Source organism: Amycolatopsis sp. NPDC104819, from assembly GCF_055583145.1.
The window spans coordinates 264953-282361 of sequence record NZ_JBVJON010000012.1 but is presented as its reverse complement, the minus strand read 5'-3'; the positions used below and the strand labels follow the sequence as shown (position 1 = coordinate 282361).

At 71.3% G+C, this 17409-nt stretch carries 17 protein-coding genes; 7 read left to right on the top strand and 10 right to left on the bottom strand.

What is annotated here, in order from left to right; genetic code table 11:
- Positions 1–21 precede the first annotated feature (21 nt).
- Both ACZ63E_RS34295 and ACZ63E_RS34290 read right to left on the bottom strand, forming a co-directional pair.
- Positions 22–1245 carry an ABC transporter permease gene (locus tag ACZ63E_RS34295; protein ID WP_465340365.1) on the bottom strand — a complete coding sequence of 408 codons (1224 nt, stop codon included), beginning with the start codon at positions 1243–1245 and terminating at the stop codon, positions 22–24.
- On the bottom strand, positions 1242–2150 hold the full coding sequence (locus ACZ63E_RS34290; protein ID WP_465340364.1) for an ABC transporter ATP-binding protein: 909 nt from the start codon (positions 2148–2150) through the stop codon (positions 1242–1244). The genes ACZ63E_RS34295 and ACZ63E_RS34290 overlap by 4 nt, the downstream gene beginning before the upstream one ends.
- A 125-nt stretch (positions 2151–2275) precedes the next feature.
- Between ACZ63E_RS34290 and ACZ63E_RS34285 the strand changes: the two genes are divergently transcribed.
- From ACZ63E_RS34285 to ACZ63E_RS34265, 5 genes are all read left to right on the top strand, one after another.
- Positions 2276–3490 carry a PucR family transcriptional regulator gene (locus ACZ63E_RS34285; protein ID WP_465340363.1) on the top strand — a complete coding sequence of 405 codons (1215 nt, stop codon included), beginning with the start codon at positions 2276–2278 and terminating at the stop codon, positions 3488–3490.
- A 171-nt stretch (positions 3491–3661) separates the two neighbouring features.
- Positions 3662–4585: an ACP S-malonyltransferase gene (locus tag ACZ63E_RS34280; protein WP_465340362.1), complete on the top strand. Its 924-nt coding sequence runs from the start codon at positions 3662–3664 to the stop codon at positions 4583–4585.
- Positions 4582–5565 carry a beta-ketoacyl-ACP synthase III gene (locus ACZ63E_RS34275; protein WP_465340361.1) on the top strand — a complete coding sequence of 328 codons (984 nt, stop codon included), beginning with the start codon at positions 4582–4584 and terminating at the stop codon, positions 5563–5565. Before ACZ63E_RS34280 ends, ACZ63E_RS34275 begins: the two co-directional genes overlap by 4 nt.
- 75 nt (positions 5566–5640) lie before the next feature.
- Complete coding sequence (locus ACZ63E_RS34270) at positions 5641–5886, top strand: acyl carrier protein (protein WP_004559006.1); 246 nt, start codon at positions 5641–5643, stop codon at positions 5884–5886.
- Positions 5887–5914: 28 nt separating this feature from the next.
- Positions 5915–7165, top strand: coding sequence for a beta-ketoacyl-[acyl-carrier-protein] synthase family protein (locus ACZ63E_RS34265; RefSeq protein WP_465340360.1), 1251 nt, complete (start codon positions 5915–5917; stop codon positions 7163–7165).
- Between the two features lie 51 nt (positions 7166–7216).
- Here the strand turns inward: ACZ63E_RS34265 and ACZ63E_RS34260 are convergent, their stop codons facing one another.
- Both ACZ63E_RS34260 and ACZ63E_RS34255 read right to left on the bottom strand, forming a co-directional pair.
- Complete coding sequence (locus ACZ63E_RS34260; protein WP_465340359.1) at positions 7217–7810, bottom strand: hypothetical protein; 594 nt, start codon at positions 7808–7810, stop codon at positions 7217–7219.
- Between the two features lie 111 nt (positions 7811–7921).
- Positions 7922–8425 carry a DUF3145 domain-containing protein gene (locus tag ACZ63E_RS34255; RefSeq protein ID WP_465314411.1) on the bottom strand — a complete coding sequence of 168 codons (504 nt, stop codon included), beginning with the start codon at positions 8423–8425 and terminating at the stop codon, positions 7922–7924.
- 272 nt (positions 8426–8697) lie between these two features.
- Between ACZ63E_RS34255 and ACZ63E_RS34250 the strand changes: the two genes are divergently transcribed.
- Positions 8698–10962, top strand: coding sequence for a hypothetical protein (locus ACZ63E_RS34250; protein WP_465340358.1), 2265 nt, complete (start codon positions 8698–8700; stop codon positions 10960–10962).
- 3 nt (positions 10963–10965) lie between these two features.
- Here the strand turns inward: ACZ63E_RS34250 and ACZ63E_RS34245 are convergent, their stop codons facing one another.
- Positions 10966–12360 (bottom strand): dihydrolipoyl dehydrogenase family protein, encoded by a 1395-nt coding sequence (locus ACZ63E_RS34245; protein WP_465340357.1) that lies wholly within the window; start codon positions 12358–12360, stop codon positions 10966–10968.
- A gap of 138 nt (positions 12361–12498) precedes the next feature.
- Between ACZ63E_RS34245 and ACZ63E_RS34240 the strand changes: the two genes are divergently transcribed.
- Positions 12499–12993, top strand: a complete 495-nt coding sequence (locus tag ACZ63E_RS34240) for an Lsr2 dimerization domain-containing protein (protein ID WP_465340356.1) — start codon at positions 12499–12501, stop codon at positions 12991–12993.
- Between the two features lie 30 nt (positions 12994–13023).
- On the opposite strand, the gene ACZ63E_RS34235 is transcribed toward ACZ63E_RS34240, so the two are convergent.
- The 5 genes from ACZ63E_RS34235 to ACZ63E_RS34215 all read right to left on the bottom strand — a co-directional run bounded on the left by ACZ63E_RS34235 (position 13024) and on the right by ACZ63E_RS34215 (position 17334).
- The gene (locus ACZ63E_RS34235) at positions 13024–13755 is read right to left on the bottom strand and encodes a lipoate--protein ligase family protein (protein WP_465340355.1); all 732 of its coding nucleotides are present in this window, start codon (positions 13753–13755) and stop codon (positions 13024–13026) included.
- On the bottom strand, positions 13752–15140 hold the full coding sequence (locus ACZ63E_RS34230; protein ID WP_465340354.1) for an NAD(P)(+) transhydrogenase (Re/Si-specific) subunit beta: 1389 nt from the start codon (positions 15138–15140) through the stop codon (positions 13752–13754). The genes ACZ63E_RS34235 and ACZ63E_RS34230 overlap by 4 nt, the downstream gene beginning before the upstream one ends.
- Positions 15137–15448, bottom strand: coding sequence for an NAD(P) transhydrogenase subunit alpha part 2 (locus ACZ63E_RS34225; protein ID WP_392771743.1), 312 nt, complete (start codon positions 15446–15448; stop codon positions 15137–15139). Before ACZ63E_RS34225 ends, ACZ63E_RS34230 begins: the two co-directional genes overlap by 4 nt.
- Positions 15445–16557, bottom strand: a complete 1113-nt coding sequence (locus ACZ63E_RS34220; protein WP_465340352.1) for a Re/Si-specific NAD(P)(+) transhydrogenase subunit alpha — start codon at positions 16555–16557, stop codon at positions 15445–15447. The genes ACZ63E_RS34225 and ACZ63E_RS34220 overlap by 4 nt, the downstream gene beginning before the upstream one ends.
- Before the next feature lie 123 nt (positions 16558–16680).
- Positions 16681–17334, bottom strand: coding sequence for a TetR family transcriptional regulator (locus ACZ63E_RS34215; RefSeq protein WP_465340350.1), 654 nt, complete (start codon positions 17332–17334; stop codon positions 16681–16683).
- Between the last annotated feature and the right edge of the window lie 75 nt (positions 17335–17409).

The following is a 17409-nucleotide window of genomic DNA, read 5'->3' as shown; positions in this document are numbered from 1 at the left end:
CGGATGAACAGCGGAAGAACGTCAGGCGGCGCGCAGGGCGTCGCGCAGTTTCACCTTCGCGCCACTGCGCATCACGGCGTTGCGGTAGATCCGCGCGGCGAGCCAGATCAATCCCGGAATCATCAGCACCACCAGCCCCACCGACAACACCGCTTCCCACACCGGCACCCCGCCCATCGCGAGCCGGATCGGCATCAGCGTCGGCGAGAACACCGGAATCACGGAAAGCACCTCGACGAACGTGCTGCCCGGATTCGACGGCAGCACCGAAATGCCGATCACGTACCCGGCGATCACGAACATCAACGCCGGCATCGTCGCGCCGCCGACGTCTTCCTGGCGCGAAACCAGCGCACCCAGCGCGGCGAACACGATCGAGTACATGAAGAACCCGAGCAGGTACCACACGATCAGCCACACGACGGCGCCGATCGCCGAAGACAGCGAGAGATCCGGCAGCGCCCCGGTCGCCGTCACGGCGATCAGGCCGCCGACGCCGATCACGACCATCTGGATCAGCCCCACCACCCCGATGCCGAGCACCTTCCCGGCCATCAGCTGCCACGGCTTGATCGTCGACAGCAGCAGCTCGACCACCCGCGAGGTCTTCTCCTCGACGACACCCTGCGCGACGGTCTGGCCGTTGATCATCAGCGAGAGGTAGATCAGGATGCCCGCCACGATGCCCAGCACGAGCTGCGTGCCGTTGTAGTCGTACGGCTGCTCCAGCGGCGGGTCCTCGACGAACTTCGCCGCCGCGACGGCTGCCTGGAACTGCGCCGGGTTGCCGCCCAGGCCGGTGATCTGCTGGTTGATCGCGGCCTGCCGGGCGAGCAGCTGCAGCACGTTCGCGAGCTTGCTGTCGAGGTCCTTCTTCACCTGGACGTGCACGCTCTTGCCGTCGCCGGTGAGCAGCGCGTCGATCGAGCCGTCCTCGAGCTTCGCGCGTCCGGCCGCCTCGTCGGCGACCTGGGTGACGTCGATCTTCTCGTCGACGGCCTGGCCGCCGGCCTTCAGCGGCGCGGCGAACGGCGCGGTCGCCGAGGTGTACCCGACCGTCGAGTCGGCGCTGTCCCCACCGGAGATCAGCTTGACCAACACGATGCCGGCGACGATCAGCAGCAGCATGACGGCGGTGGCGACGCGGAAGGCCTTCGACTTCACCCGGGTGGAGATCTCGCGGGAGGCGACCAGCCCGACCGCGCCCATCGGGCTCATCCGCACATCGGGAAGCGGCGTGCTCATGCGGGGACCTCCTCGGTGGTCACGACGGAACGGAACAGGTCGGCCAGCGTCGGCTGCTCGCGGGCGAACTCGCGCACCGGCCCGGTGGCCAGCGCGGCCTTGAGGACGTCCTGGTCGTCGGCACCCTCGCCCAGCTCGAGCTCGGTCACCGTGCCCTTGCGCCCGAGCACCTTCACGCCGGGCAGGCCGTCGGCCCAGTCGTCGCCTGCCGACGGCACGTCGACCCGCAGCCGCACGGCGCCGCCGGAGCGCAGGTCGCCGACCGTGCCGATCTCGACCATCTGTCCACTCCGGACGATGCCGACGCGGTCGCAGAGGCGCTCCACGAGGTCGAGCTGGTGGCTGGAGAACACGACCGGCACACCCTCGGCGGCCTTTTCCCGCAGCACCTGGCTCATCACGTCCACCGCGACCGGGTCGAGGCCGGAGAACGGCTCGTCGAGCACCAGGATCCGCGGCTCGTGCACCAGCGCCGCGGCCAGCTGGACGCGCTGCTGGTTGCCGAGGCTGAGCTTCTGGACCTCGTCGTCGCGGCGCGAGGCCACGCCCAGCCGTTCGGTCCACTTCTCCGCCGACGACTTGGCGTCCGAAGCGGACATCTCGTGCAGCCGGGCCAGGTAGGTGAGCTGCTCGCCGACCTTCATCTTGGGGTAGAGCCCGCGTTCTTCCGGCATGTACCCGATGTGGCGCCGGGTTTCGTGCGTCACCGGCTCGCCTTCGTAGCGCACCTGGCCGGCGTCGGCGGACAGCACGCCGAGCGCGATCCGCATGGTGGTGGTCTTCCCGGCGCCGTTGCTGCCGACGAAGCCGAACAATTCACCCGGCCGGACGTCGAACGTCATTTCACGCAAAGCGACCACGTCGCCGTAGCGTTTGGAGATCGCGTCGATCTCTAAACCGGTCATTCCGGTTCCCCCATTCCTGGTCTGCCCTCGCCGGAGATCCTAGGCAGTACGTCCACGCCCCGCATACCGTCCGGCGTTGCCTTCGGCGGCTACGAAAGTTGCGGGCACGTAGGATCGCCTCCGCCATGGATGGAACGACCGCCCCGCGCCGGGTGCCCAAGCACCACGGACTGTCCGCGAAGACACTCCGGCGGCTCGAGCACGCGTCCGGCAGCCTGGCCAGCGCCAGTGTCGCGGTGATGGAACGGCGGCTGCCGTGGTTCGCCCGGCTGCCCGCCGACCAGCGCGCGAGCGTCCTGCTGATCACGCAGGCCGGCGCCGCCGGTTTTGTCAGCTGGCTGCGGGACTCGAAGGAAGCGCTGAAGCTCACGACGGAGGCGTTCCGCGACGCGCCGGCCGAGCTTTCCCGGTGGGTCAGCCTGCGCCAGGCGGTCGGCATGGTGCGGCTCGCCATCGAAGTCTTCGAAGAGCAGCTGCCCGAATTCGCCGCGAACGAAGCCGAACGGGCCGCCCTGATCGAGGGAATCCTCCGCTACGGCCGGGAAATCGCGTTCGCCGCGGCGAACTCCTACGCCGCCGCCGCGGAAGCACGCGGCGCGTGGGACGCCCGGCTGGAGGCGCTGGTCGTCGACGGCATCGTCCGCGGGGACGCCGAGGAGTCGGTGCTCTCGCGCGCGACCGCGCTGGGCTGGGAGCCGTCCGCGGCCGCGACGGTGCTCGTGGGGAACCCGCCGTCGGAGGACCCGCCGACGGTAGTGTTCGAGGTCCGCAGCCGCGCGGCCCGCGTCGGGCGCCCGGTGCTGCTGTCGGTGCAGGGCTCCCGGCTGGTGGTCGTGGTGGGCGGACCGACCGACGGCGGCCTGAAGGAACGCGAAATCCTGGCCAAGATGTCGGTGGCGTTCGCCGACGGCCCGGTCGTCGCGGGCCCGACCGTGGCGACGCTCGCGGAGGCCCACCACAGCGCGACGGAGGCGCTGTCCGGGCTGCGCGCGGTGGTCGGCTGGCCCGGCGCGCCCCGCCCGGTCCGTTCGGCGGACCTGCTGCCGGAGCGCGCGCTGTCCGGCGACGCCGAGGCCGAGCGCCTGCTGGTCGACCTGATCGCCCGGCCGTTGGAAGAGGCCGGCCCGACGCTGCAGCGCACGGTGGAGGCCTACCTCGAGTCCGGCGGTGTGCTGGAGACGTGCGCGAAGACGCTGTTCGTCCACCCGAACACCGTCCGCTACCGCCTGCGGAAGGCGGCGGACCTGACCGGCTGCCAGCCGACCGACCCGCGGGACGCGCTGGTGCTGCGGATCGCGCTCACCGTGGGCCGGCTGGCCCGCGCCCGCGGCCTCTGGTGACGGCCCGCCCTTCCCTCCGCGCGTGACCCAGATTACAGTGAACCCGACAAGGCTTCCGGGTTACGAGCGAGGTCGTCCGGCGCGTCTTTGGAGGTTTCCGACAAAGACGCCGGGCAGACACTGTGAACGTCGGCATCACGGGAACCAGGCCCCAGCGTGTTGTCTTAGAGGGTGACAGCAGCAGTCCTCGCTCCCGGTCAGGGGTCTCAGGCCCCCGGTATGTTCACGCCCTGGCTCGACCTCGACGGCGCCCGCGAGCGCGTCGCCCAGTGGTCCGAGCGCGCGGGGCTCGACCTGCTCCGCCTCGGCACCGAGGGGGACGCCGAGGAGATCCAGGACACCGCGATCGCGCAGCCGCTGATCGTCGCGCTGTCGCTGCTCACCTTCGAGCACCTCCAGGCCACCGCGCCGGTGCCCGCCGACGCGCCGGTCGCCGGCCACTCCGTCGGCGAGCTCGCGGCCGCCGCGATCGCCGGGGTGCTCAAGCCCGAAGACGCCGTCGCGCTCGCCGCCGTCCGCGGCGCCGAGATGGCGAAGGCGTGCGCGCTCGAACCGACGTCGATGGCCGCGGTCATGCTCGGGGACCCCGAGCAGGTCGTCGCCTGGCTCGAAGAGCAGGGCCTGACCGCGGCGAACCGCAACGGAGCGGGGCAGATCGTCGCCTCCGGCGCCGCCGACACGATCGCGAAGATCGTCGCCGAACCCCTTGAAGGCACGAAGATCCGCGCTCTCAAGGTCGCCGGCGCGTTCCACACGCAGTACATGGCGCCCGCCGAAGAGGCGTTGCGCGCCCACGCCGCCGAGCTCACCCCGGCCGACCCGACGCGCCCGCTGCTGTCCAACGCGGACGGCGCGGTCGTCACCAGCGGGGCCGAGTACCTGGAGCGCCTGGTTTCGCAGGTCACCCGGTCGGTCCGCTGGGACCTGACGATGGACGGCCTCGTCGCGCTCGGCGTCACCCGCACCGTCGAACTCGCGCCCGCGGGCACGCTGACCGGCCTGGTCAAGCGGCAGCTCAAGGGCGTCGTGACCACTACCACCGCGCTGAAGACGCCGGCCGAACTGGCGGCGCTGCGCCAGGAGGACGCCTCGTGACCGACCGACCGGCCCTGAGCCTCAACCCGGGCTCCCGCGGGAGCCGCGTGCTGGGCGTCGGCAGCTACCAGCCCAAGAAGGTCGTCACCAACGACGACCTCTCGAAGCTGATGGAGACCAACGACGAGTGGATCCAGACGCGCGTCGGGATCATCGAGCGCCGCTTCGCCGAGAAGGACGAGCTGCTCACCGACATGGCCGTCGCCGCCGGCACCGCCGCGCTGGCCGACGCGGGCGTCGACCCGTCCGAAGTGGACACGGTGATCCTCCCGAACTGCACCATGCCGACGCAGATCCCGAACGCGGCCGCCCAGGTCGCCGCCCGGATCGGCATCCCGAGCCCCGGCGCGTTCGACCTCAACGCGGCGTGCGCCGGGTTCTGCTACGGCCTCGGGGTCGCCTCCGACCTGGTCCGCGCGGGCTCGGCGAAGAAGGTCCTCGTGATCGGCGCCGAGAAGCTCACCGACTCGGTGAACCCGACCGACCGCGCGAACGCGATCATCTTCGCCGACGGCGCGGGCGCCGCGGTCGTCGGCGCGTCCGACGAGCCGCAGATCGGCCCGGTCTCCTGGGGCAGCGCGGGTGACCTCGTCGACCTGATCGGGATGACCGAGGACAAGTTCATCTACCAGGAGGGCCAGTCGGTCTTCCGCTGGGCGACCACCCAGATCGCGCCGATCGCACTACAGGCGCTGGAGGTCGCCGGGCTGAAGCCGTCCGATGTGGACGTCCTCATCCCGCACCAGGCGAACCTGCGCATCGTCGAGGCGATCGCCAAGAAGCTGCGGGCGCAGGGCGCTCGCGAAGAAATGGTCGTCGCCGACGACATCAAGTACTCCGGCAACACCTCGTCGGCGTCCATCCCCCTCGCGCTGGACCACATGCGCAAGGCCGGGACGGCGAAGTCCGGCGACGTGGTGCTGGCGGTCGGGTTCGGCGCGGGCCTGTCCTACGCCGGGCAGGCGTTCGTCTGCCCCTGACCACCGTTACGCTCCCCGCGGGCACTCGCCCGTGGGCACCCAGACCCAAAGAAACACCGAGAAGGGAACTACCCCATGGCTGACAACGCTGAGATCCTCGCCGGCCTCGCCGAGATCGTCGAAGAGGTGGCCGGTGTGGCTCAGGACGACGTCACCGCCGAGAAGTCGTTCGTGGACGACCTGGACATCGACTCGCTGTCGATGGTCGAGATCGCCGTGCAGGCCGAGGACAAGTTCGGCGTCAAGATCCCGGACGACGAGCTCGCCAACCTGAAGACCGTGGGCGACGCCGTGAACTACGTGTCGGCCAACTCCAAGTAAGTCCTCTTCCCTCCTTGAGGAGACTCCCATGAGCAACATCGACGTCGTGATCACCGGTCTCGGCGCCACCACACCGCTCGGCGGGGACGTGACGTCCACGTGGGACGGTCTGCTGGCCGGGCGGAGCGGGATCCGGGCGATCGAGGCCGACTGGGTCGAGGAGCTGCAGCTGCCGGTCAAGATCGGCGGTCAGCTGGCCGTCGATCCGTCGGAGGTCCTCCCGCGGGTGCAGGCCCGCCGGCTGGACCGCTGCGAGCAGGTCGCGCTGATCGCCGCCCGCCAGGCGTGGGCCGACGCCGGGTACGCCGAGCCGACCGACGAGCACACCGACGTCGACCCCGACCGCCTCGGCGTGTCGATCGGCACTGGTGTCGGCGGCCCGGTCACCCTGCTCACCCAGAACGACCTGTTGCACCAGCAGGGTCTCCGCAAGGTGTCGCCGCTGACCGTGCCGATGCTGATGCCGAACGGCCCGGCGGCGCACGTGGGCATCGACCTGAAGGCGCGGGCCGGGGTGCATTCGCCGGCTTCGGCCTGTGCTTCGGGCGCGGAAGGCATCGCGAACGGCGTGGAGATGATCCGCTCCGGGCGTGCCGACGTCGTGGTCGCCGGTGGCGCCGAAGCGTGCATCCACCCGATCACGCTGGCCGGGTTCGCCCAGGCCCGCACGGTGTCCACGCGCAACGACGACCCGGGTGCGGCCTCGCGCCCGTTCGACGCCAACCGGGACGGCTTCGTCCTCGGCGAGGGCTCCGGCGTGGTCATCCTGGAGCGCGCGGACCAGGCGAAGGCCCGGGGCGCGCGGATCTACGCGACGATCGCCGGCCACGGCATCACCTCGGACGCCTACCACATCACGGGCAACCACCCCGAGGGCATCGGCCAGATCGCCGCCATGCGCGCGGCGATGAAGATGGCCGGGGTCACCCCCGCGGATGTCGGGCACGTCAACGCCCACGCGACGTCCACTGTGGTCGGTGACATCGGCGAGGCGGCGGCGATCCGCAACGCGGTCGGGGAACACCCGGTCGTGACGGCGCCGAAGGGCGCACTCGGCCACCTCGTCGGCGGTGCCGGCGCGGTCGAGGGGATCATCACGATCCTGGCGCTCTACCACGGCATCGTGCCGGCGACCCTGAACCTGACCGACCTGGACCCGCGGGTGCAGCTGGACGTCGTGGCGGGCGAGGCCCGCAAGGTCGAGCTGACCGCGGCGATCAGCAACTCGTTCGGCTTCGGCGGGCACAACACGGCGCTGCTGTTCACCCCGGCGGCCTGAACGCACTGACGAACGAGAAGGGGCCCGGCTTCGGCCGGGCCCCTTCTCGTGTCAGCACTTTTCGTGTTCGGGCGGCGGGCCCTTGTCGACGGAGTCGATCTTCAGGGTGGACTTCTCGACGATCACGGGCAGCACGAGCCGCCACTTGATGCACGGCTCGGGGAAGAACGGGGGCGCGTCCTCGCGGTCCTGGACGCTGGTGAACCCGACCAGAACCCGCAGCGACGAGCCCGAGCCGCGCTCGATCCGGTAGACGAGCGCGTCACTGTCCTTTGTGGTGCGGACGCCGTTCTTCCAGGTCGTCTGCGACTGCTCCGCGATGCGCTGGGCGCTGACCACGGCCGTCCACCGCGCGTACTCCTTGGTGTTGATGGCGTCGAAGTACTGCTGCAGCAGCTTGCGGACGGCGTCGGCCTGCGGGTGCGCCCGCGCGTCGTCGGTCATCCCGACGGCGTCCGCCGCGGCCGGTTCACCGCCACTGGCCGAGGACGGCGCCGACACCGGCGAGGACGTGTCGTCGGCAGGCTGGTCCGGCCGGCGGTAGAGCTCGCGAGCGAGCAGGCCGGCACCCACGGTCACGGAGAGCACCACGACCACGACGGGCACCAGCCAGCGCTGGCGGGAGCTGGGGGCGGGGCTGGTCACGCCCGGAAGCGTACCGGCCCCGGCCGCGCGGGACTCCGGGCCCGGACGCGCGAGCGGCCCGGCGCGCCGGGGATCACCCGAGGTCGCGCCGGGCCGCTCGCGGGAAACCGGTCAGCCCACCTGGTGCAGCCAGGTCACCGGAGCGCCGTCGCCGGCGTGGCGGTAGGGCTCGAGCGCCTCGTCCCAGCCCGCGGCGAGGAGTTCGTCGAGCTTGTGCGCGAGGGACTCACCCCCACGGGTCATGGCGACGAGGGCGCGCAGCTGGTCTTCGCCCACCACGATGTCCCCGTTGGCGCTGGTCCGCCCGTGCCACAGGCCGAGGCCGGGCGCGAAGCAGAACCGTTCGCCGTCGAGGCCCGCGCTGGGCTCTTCGGTGACTTCGAACCGAATCATCGGCCACGCCTTGAGGGCGGACGCCAATCTGGCGCCGGTGCCCGCGGGCGCGCGCCAGCCGCATTCGGCGCGAAGCTGACCCGGACTGGCCGGCTGCGCCGTCCACTTCAGGTCAACGCGGGCACCCAGGGTGCCCGAAATAGCCCACTCGACGTGCGGACACACCGCAGACGGCGACGAGTGGACGTACACCACACCTCGGGTGCTGCCACGGGTGCTCACTGCTACCTCCGCTTGTAACTCGACGAGGGACGTCTTCCCCTACGCCCTGAATCGAGTTGCAGCGCGGCCTCAGTGCGGCTCCCGAATACCGCCTCCGATGCGTTGTAGCACATTCTGCACCCCAACCGTGCTGTTTGGCCACATGAACACCACAAGTCACCCAGGGCCCCACTTTCGGTGGGCCTGCGGCCGCGTCGTCCCCGTGTCGCACGATGGATACCACCACGCGCGCTAGCGTGATGACCCGGAACGACGAGCAGGGAGGGGTTTCGGTGCGACTGGTGCGCCTGGAGCGGCAGCAGTCCCGGGTGGCCGACGACGTCCGGGCGGCGCTGGCGTCCCTGGGCCGCGGCAGCACCGTCGTCGGCGGGATCGCGCTGGTCGGGGTCGGCTCGGTGACCGAGCGCCCGATCGAAGCGGTAGTCCTGTTGCCACACGGGGTGATCATCGTGATCGGCGTCGACCTCCCGGACCCGGCGCTGCGCCTGGAAGCCCCACTGGGGGCCGAGTGGAAGGCGGACGGCTGGCCCCTGGTCGCCGACGACGACGCGGTCAACCCGGCGACGGAGGCATTGGACCTGTCCCAGGCGTGCGAGCAGCGCATCGTGTCCCTGGTGCCGGGAACGGCCCCGGTGGGGACGATCGTCGCGGTAGGACCGTACGTGGAGACGGTCGACCAGCCGGCGGGCGACCTGGCGGGCCCGGTCCGCGTCCTGCACCCGACCCCGACGACGATGCTGGCGGCGACGGTGTCGCTGGCCACGGCCCACCGGCCCCGATCGGTGGACCAGGTGCGGGCGTTGATGCGGGGGTTGGCGCCGGAGGCTCCGGAGCTGTCGGACGAGGTTTTGCTGGGGGAAGGCTTCAGCCGTTTTTCGGACGACTCGCCCCCGGAGTCCCTTTGGGACAGTGGGGCGGCGGTGTCTGGGTCTTCTGGGGCGGCCAGCGCGGTTGTGCCAGCTTCATCCGGTCTGGTGGCGTCGAGCGGAGCCGACTGGCGGACCAAGACTCCGGCTTCGGCGGCCGGCGCTGCTTCGGAACCGGACCTTTCTGTCGCCGTGCCCGCGATTTCTGCCGCTTCCGAGGTCGCTCCGGACTCAGCTGCGCCCCGGGCGAGCACGAATTCTGCCGTCTCGAGCGGCTCGCTCCCGGCCGAAACGCGGCCCGAGGCTGCGCAAGCGGGCTCTTCCGCAGCAGATCCCGCGCCTTTCGCTGCGGAGCCGGCTGCCGAGCGCACCGAGGTTCTCTCGTCCCCCACCGAGGACAAGGTCGAACCGGCGGAAACTCCCGCCCTGCCGGTGTTCCCCGGCACAGAGTCTTCCGCGCGCCCCGCGGCTCCCGCCACGGAAACCGAGCGGACCGAGTCCCTCGAAGCCCCGGACGCCGAGCAAACCGAGGCTCTCCGCTTCCCCGGGAGCGCCCGACCCCAGCCCGCCCGGCCCGCCGAACCGGCGCAATCCACCGGAGTGGCCGAGCCCGACGGATCCACCCAAGCCGCCGAGTCGACCGAACCCGCCGAACCGGCGCAGTCAACCGGACCGACCGAACCCGCCGAACCCACTCAGCCCGCCGAACCAGCGCAACCCACCGAACCGAACGAACCAGCCGATTCGACTCAGCTCGCCGAACCGGCGCAGGCCGCTGAGCCAACTCCGCCAGCGGAGCCCACCTCAGCCGCCGAGTCCACTTCGGCCACCAACGCGGCCCAACTCCCCTGGCTCCCGAAATCGGCCGGTTCCTCCCCCGCCGCCGATTCCACCAACGCAGCCCAGCTCCCCTGGCTCCCCAAGTCGGCCAGCCCGTCCCCCACAACCGAGCCCGCTCAAGCCGCCAAGGCCACTCCGGCCACCGGACCCGCGCACCCCCTCGGGCCGCCGTCCTTCCCCACCCCCCGGCCGCGCCCCGAACCCGCGCCCCGCGCCGCCACCCCGGCCTCAAAGACCGTCCGCTGGCTCCCCCTGGCCGCCATCGCGCTGCTCGTCGTCCTGGTCGTCGCCGCGATTGCCGTCGCCACCACCGGGGATGACACCGCCGCCGCACCCACTGGCCCGCCCACTCCCGCCACTCAGCCGCCCGGCTCCTCCGCCGGCGCCGCTCCCGTCGAGAGCCTTCAGTTCGCCCTGCGCGCCGCCGGGGGTGACCAACGATGCGCTTCCCATGCCTTCGGGGATGCTCAAGCCAGCCTTCAGCAGACCAGCTGCGCCGGCGTGCGGCGGGCGAGCTACGCCGCCACCATCGATGGGCGGGCCGCGGCCGTCACCGTCGGGATCGTGCAGTTTCCCGATGCTGCTCAGGCCGCCGACTTCAAGGCCGTTGCCGACACTCCCGGCGGGGGCGGCATCCTCGACCTCGCCACCGAGACCGGCCAGTGGGGCGCCACCCAGCCACCCCGCTTCGAGAACGCCGCCTACGCCAGCAAGGTCGAAGGCACCTCCGTACGCCTGGTGCAGGCCGTCTGGGCGCCGGGACCGTCCACTCCGGACGATCCCGGCCTCACCCGGGCCGCGAAAGCCGCCCTGGACCTGCCTGCCCAGTAACCCTCAGAGCCCGTACGCCTCGAGCAGGCGCAGCCACACCTCGCTGATCGTCGGGAACGACGGCACCGCGTGCCACAGGCGGTCCAGCGGCACCTCGCCGACGATCGCGATCGTCGCCGAGTGGATCAGCTCTGAGACGTCCTGGCCGACGAACGTCACGCCGAGCAGGACGTTCCGCTCCGTGTCGACCACCATCCGGGCCTTGCCCGTGTACCCGTCGGCGTGCAGGGACGATCCCGCCACCGCGATGTCGATGTCGACCACGCGGTCGGCCGAGCCGGGCCGCGCGTCCGCCAGGCCGACCGCCGCCACCTCCGGGTCGGTGAACACCACCTGCGGGATCGCGTGGTGGTCGGCCGTCGCGGTGAACGGGCTCCACGGCGAAGCCGACACCGGCTTGCCCGCGGCCAGCGCCGCCACCGTGTCGCCGGCCGCGCGGGCGCCGTACTTGCCCTGGTGGGTCAGCGGGGCCCGGCCGGTGACGTCGCCCGCCGCGTACAGCCAGCCACCGTCCACTGCGGACACGCGGCCGGTGTCGTCGACCTCCAGCGGGCGCCCGGGCTCGACGCCGAACGCCTCCAGGCCGAGCCCGGCCGTCGCGGGACGGCGACCGGTCGCCACCAGGAACTCGTCGACGACGACCGTCTCGCCGTCCTTCAGCGCCAGCTCCGTGCCGGACTTCCCGGCCGTGACCCGCTCGACGCCCGATTCCGTGTGCACGTAGACCCCGGCTTCGCGCAGCCCGTGCAACACGAGATCGCCGGCGAACGCGGCGTTACGCGGCAGCGGCCGCTCTCCCGTGATCACCAGGTGGACCTCCGAGCCGAGCGACGCGAACGCCTGCGCCATCTCGACGCCGACCACCCCGCCACCCAGCACGCCGAGGCGGCCGGGCACCGACGAAGCCGACGTCGCCTCCCGCGAGCCCCACGGCTCGATCGTGTCGAGCCCGGGGATCGACGGCCGGCTCGGCACGCTGCCGGTGCAGACGATCACCGCGTGCCGCGCGGTCAGGACGCGGTCGCCGCCGACAGTCACCTCCCGCTCACCGGTGATCTCGCCGTGCCCGCGGACCGGCTCGATGCCGGCGCCGCGCGCCCACTCGACCTGGCCCGAGTCGTCACCCTTGCCGGTGAACCAGTCACGGCGGGCGAACACCGCGGCGGGGTCGATCTTGTCGCCGACCGGCACCCCGGGCACGCGCTTGGCCGCCGCGAGGAGATTTCCGGGCCGCAGCAACGCCTTGCTCGGGATGCACGCCCAGTACGAGCACTCGCCGCCGAAGCGTTCGTGCTCGACGAGAGCGACCTTCAGGCCGCCACGGGCCGCCCGTTCGGCGGCCACCTCCCCCACCGGACCCGCGCCGACCACCACTACGTCAAAAGTCTGTCCAGACATGGGTTCAGCGCACACCACCACGCGGGATCGCGCAAGCCAGCAGTTATCCTCGTCAGGAAGCTGCAAGACATCGGCGGCACCGGGTGCCGTCGGGCCCGGTGCGCGCGAGCAACCACGTTCGAGCACGGGAGGTTTGTCGTGGCCAGAAACACGGCTGTGCGGGTCCTGGACGATCTGACCGGGGACCCCGCCGGCGAGACGGTCGGGTTCTCGCTGGACGGCATCGACTACGACATCGACCTCACCTTCGCCAACGCCGAGGCGCTGCGCGAGCTGCTGCAGCGCTACGCCGACGCGGGCCGGCGCGCAGGTGGCCGCAAGCGCCGCCCGCGGATCGTCCCGGGCGCGAAGAAGACCAAGACGAAGGCGAAGGCCGCCCCCAAGACCGCGAAGCCGGTCGCCGGGCGCACGGCCACGGCCGCCAAGACCACCGCACCGAAGACCACCGCGGCCAAGACCACCCCGAAGGCCGCTGCCAAGGCCGCCCCGGCGAAGGCGACCCGCGCGAAGGCCGCGGCGAAGGCCGAGCCCGCGAAGACCACCCGCACCCGCAAGGCGGCGGAGCCGAAGAAGACCACCCGGGCGACCGCGCGGAAGGTGCCGGGCGTCACTTTCTCGGCCGCCGAGCAGTAAGTCCACAGTAGACAGACGATCCAAGCGGGGTCAGGTTGCGCGCTGGGAACCGTCCGCGTGCCAGGCCGGGTACCGGTAGCGGGTGTGCAGCAGCGCCCGCTGCCGGGCCAGCTCGGCCGCGGACGGCGGGCGCGGCACCAGCGTGCCGAGCAGCTGCGACGCCGCCGCCCGCACCGCCGCCTCGACCGCCGGGAAGCCGGGCCGCAGCCCGTGCTCGGCCAGCGACGCCACCGGGCTGCGGTGGGAGTCGAGCGGGCGCGGGTCCGGCGGCGCGCTGGTCAGGTAGCGCCCGACGAGCCCCGCCGACGTCTCGACCAGCAGCGTCGAGTGCGCGAGCAGCCCGGTCTTGGTGCGGAACACGGCGAACCCGCACAGCTTCGCCTCGCCGACGAACAGCCCGCGGTCCCCGATCCGCGGGACCAGCCCGAGCTGGTCGACGGCGGCGCTCATCACCTGGCCGAGCGCTTCCAGCGGCCGGTCGGCGGGCCCCGGCAGGACCAGCGTCACGTTCAGGTTGCCCGGGTCGTGGAACACCGTGCCGCCGCCGCTCGCGCGCCGCAGCACCGGGACGCCGTCGCGCGAGCACGCGTCGACGTGCACCTCCCGCGCGATCCGCTGCCCGCGGCCCACCACGACACAAACCGGGTTGCGCCAGAGCCACACGACCGGTGACTCGGGCGCAACCCGGAGGAGCGCTTCGTCGAAAGCGAGGTTCTCGGCCGGATCGGTGAACGCCGCGCGCACGTCCGACCCGGTTGTCATAACGCTTTGAGTTCCTCCACGATCTCGCCCACCGACGACTTGGCGTCCCCGAAGAGCATGCTGGTCTTCGGATCGTAGAACAGGTCGTTGTCGATGCCGGCGAAGCCCGAGCTCATGCCGCGTTTCAACACGATCACGGACCGGCTCTCGTTGACCTTGAGGATCGGCATCCCGTAGATCGGCGAGCTCGGGTCGGTCTGCGCCGCCGGGTTCGTGACGTCGTTCGCGCCGATCACCAGCGCGACGTCGGTCTGGCCGAACTCGGAGTTGATCTCGTCCATCTCCTTGAGCTGCTCGTAGGGCACGTCGGCCTCGGCGAGCAGCACGTTCATGTGCCCGGGCATGCGCCCGGCCACCGGGTGGATGGCGTAGGCGACCGAAATACCCTTCTTCTCCAGCAGCTTCGCCATCTCGCGGACGGTGTGCTGCGCCTGCGCCACGGCCATGCCGTAGCCGGGCACCACGACGACCTTGCTGGCGTACGCCATCTGGATCGCCGTGTCGGCCGCGCTGGTCGAGCGCACCGGCCGCGCTTCCTTCGTGCCGCTTCCGGCCGCCACCGCCGGCCCGCCGCCGAACCCACCCGCGACGATCGCCGGGATGGACCGGTTCATCGCCTTGGCCATCAGGTTGGTCAGGATCGAGCCGGACGCGCCGACGATCATGCCGGCCACGATCAGCGCCGTGTTGTCCAGCGCGAGGCCCATCGCCGCGGCCGACAGGCCGGTGAACGCGTTGAGCAGCGAGATCACGACCGGCATGTCCGCGCCGCCGATCGGCAGCACGACGGTGAGACCGAGGATGCCGGCCGCGACGAGCAGGCCGACGATCAGCAGCCACGAGTCGCCGCCGGCGATGATGCCCACCGCGCACGCGAGGGCGATCAGCAGCAGCAGCGCGTTGACCGGCTGCTGCAGCTTGCCCATCGTGATCGGGCGGCCGCTGATCAGCTCCTGGAGCTTGCCGAACGCGACGTTCGAGCCCCAGAAGGAGATCGACCCGATGATCGCGGCGAACAGCGACGCGATCGCGATGTACGTCGGCTCGTGCGCGTAGCCGTCGGTGGAGTTGAACTCGACCCACGCGATGAGCGCGACCGCGCCGCCGCCGACGCCGTTGAACAGGGCCACCATCTGCGGCATCGCGGTCATCTTGACCTTGCGCGCGGACGGTACGCCGACCACCGCGCCGATCGCGACGCCGAGGACGATCAGCAGCCAGTTGCCCATGCCCGGGGTGAGCAGGGTGGCGATCACGGCGATGCCCATGCCGACCGCGGCGATCCAGTTACCGCGGACCGCGGTGCGCGGGCCGGTCAGGCCCATCAGGCCGTAGATGAAGAGGGCGAACGCGACGATGTAGAGGATCGCGACGAAGTCGGTCACTTGTCCTCCTCCTCGCCGGGAGCGGGTTTCTTGGCCTTGAACATCGACAGCATCCGGTCGGTGACCAGGAAGCCGCCGACGACGTTGATCGTGCCGAAGGCGATCGCGATCACCAGCAGGATCTTGTTGAACACGCCGTCGACGCCGAGGCCGAGCACGACCAGCCCGCCCAGCAGCACGATGCCGTGGATCGCGTTGGTGCCGGACATCAGTGGCGTGTGCAGGGTGTTGGGCACCTTGGAAATGACGGCGAAGCCGACGAACCCGGCGAGCACCAGCACCGCCAGGTTCTGCACCAGGGGACTCATGCCGGGCTCCCTTCGCGCCCGGCCACGCAGGCACCGGCGACGATCTCGTCCTCGAAGTTCAGCTCCAGCGCGCCTTCCTTCGTCACCAGCAGCTCCAGCAGCTCGGTGACGTTGCGGGCGTAGAGCTCGCTGGCGTGCGAAGGCATTTCGGCGGGCAGGTTCAGCGGGGACGAGATGGTGACGTCGTGCTCCACGACGTCCTCGCCCGGCTTGGTCAGCTCGCAGTTGCCGCCGGTTTCGCCGGCGAGGTCGACGACGACCGACCCGGCCGGCATGCCCTTGACCGCGTCCGCGGTGACCAGGGTCGGCGCCTTGCGGCCCGGCACCAGCGCGGTGGTGATCACGACGTCGAACTTCGTGATCGCCTCGGTGAGCCGCCGCTGCTGCTCCTCGCGCTCCTCCGCCGTCAGCTCGCGGGCGTACCCGCCTTCGCCGACCGCTTCGATGCCGAGGTCCAGGAACTGCGCGCCGAGCGACTTGACCTGCTCGGCGACCTCGGGCCGCACGTCGTAGCCGGTGGTCTGCGCGCCGAGCCGTTTCGCGGTGGCCAGCGCCTGCAGGCCGGCGACGCCGGCGCCGAGCACCAGCACCTTCGCCGGCGGCACGGTGCCCGCCGCGGTGGTGAGCATCGGGAAGAAGCGCGGGAGCTTCTGCGCCGCGAGCAGCACGGCGCGGTACCCGCCGATGCTGGCCTGCGACGACAGCGCGTCCATCGCCTGGGCCCGAGAGATCCGCGGAACCGCCTCCATCGCGAACGCCCGCAGGCCCGCTTCGTCGAGCTTCGCGAGCCCCTCCGGGTTGCCGCGCGGGTCGAGGAAGCCGATGAGCACGGCGCCCCGGCTCAGCTTGGCGATCTCTTCCGGCGCGGGTGGGTTCACCTTGACGACGACCGACGCGCCCCAGGCGTCGCCGAGTTCGGCGCCCGCTTGGGTGTACGCGTCGTCACTCAGGTGCGCCCCGGCCCCGGCGCCCGGTTCGACGAGCACGCGCAGCCCGCGCTGCACGAGTCTCCCGACCAGTTTGGGCACCATGGCCACCCGGCGCTCCCCGGGGCGTGACTCGGCCACCACGCCCACGGTGAGCTGCTGATCCTGTTCGCTGTCCGCCACACGACCTCCTCATCGGCGAGGCACGATCCGTGGGTTGTACCACGCCGGACCGACAGTCCCCAGTGACGTGGGTCGCAAGTCTCGGGGATGTGCCAGAAGATACGAGCGTTGTGCCGGAAACGTTCAGCTCGTTTTCCAATGGGGGATCCCGAGCAGGACCAACCGCAGCCGTTTTTCCGCCGTTCCGGTGATTTTTGCGTCTTCACCAGGGCGCGCTTCCAGCAGTTCCACCGTCGTGGTGATCATTACGGAAACGATCAAGTCGGCCAGCATGTGCAGGTCTTCGGTGCTCCACGCCCGCAGCGGCGTGAACCGGGCGAGGTCGATCGCGAGATCACCGGAGAACATCCGCAGTTCGACGGCGATGGCGCGCGCGAGCGGGCCGCCGCCGTAGCGTTCGCGGGTGAGGAACCGGAAATGGTCCTCGTTCGCCCGGACGAATTGGTGCACGGTGGTGACCGAAGCGCTGATCATCCCCCGGTAGGTGTCCGGGTCGCTGCGCGCCGAGCGCATCATGCCGCGCAGGGTGCGGGTCGCTTCTTCGACGAGCGCGACGCCGAGCTCCTCCATCGAGGCGAAGTGCCGGTAGAACGCCGTCGGGACCAAACCGGCGCCCTTGGCGACCTCACGCAGGGAAAGGCTCGCGAACGGGCGGTCGGCCAGCAGCTCCAGGGCGGTGTCCAGCAACGCCTGGCGCGTGCGCTGCTTGCGCTCCTGGCGGCTCACCGGCTCTTCGGACACAGGGTCCAGCGTACGGATGTCCACCGCGTTGCTCACGTCACATCCTCCGCGTCCTTCGTTGACAGGCAGTCCACTCCTGCAGTGCACTGTTGAGTGTACAGTCGTTCACTG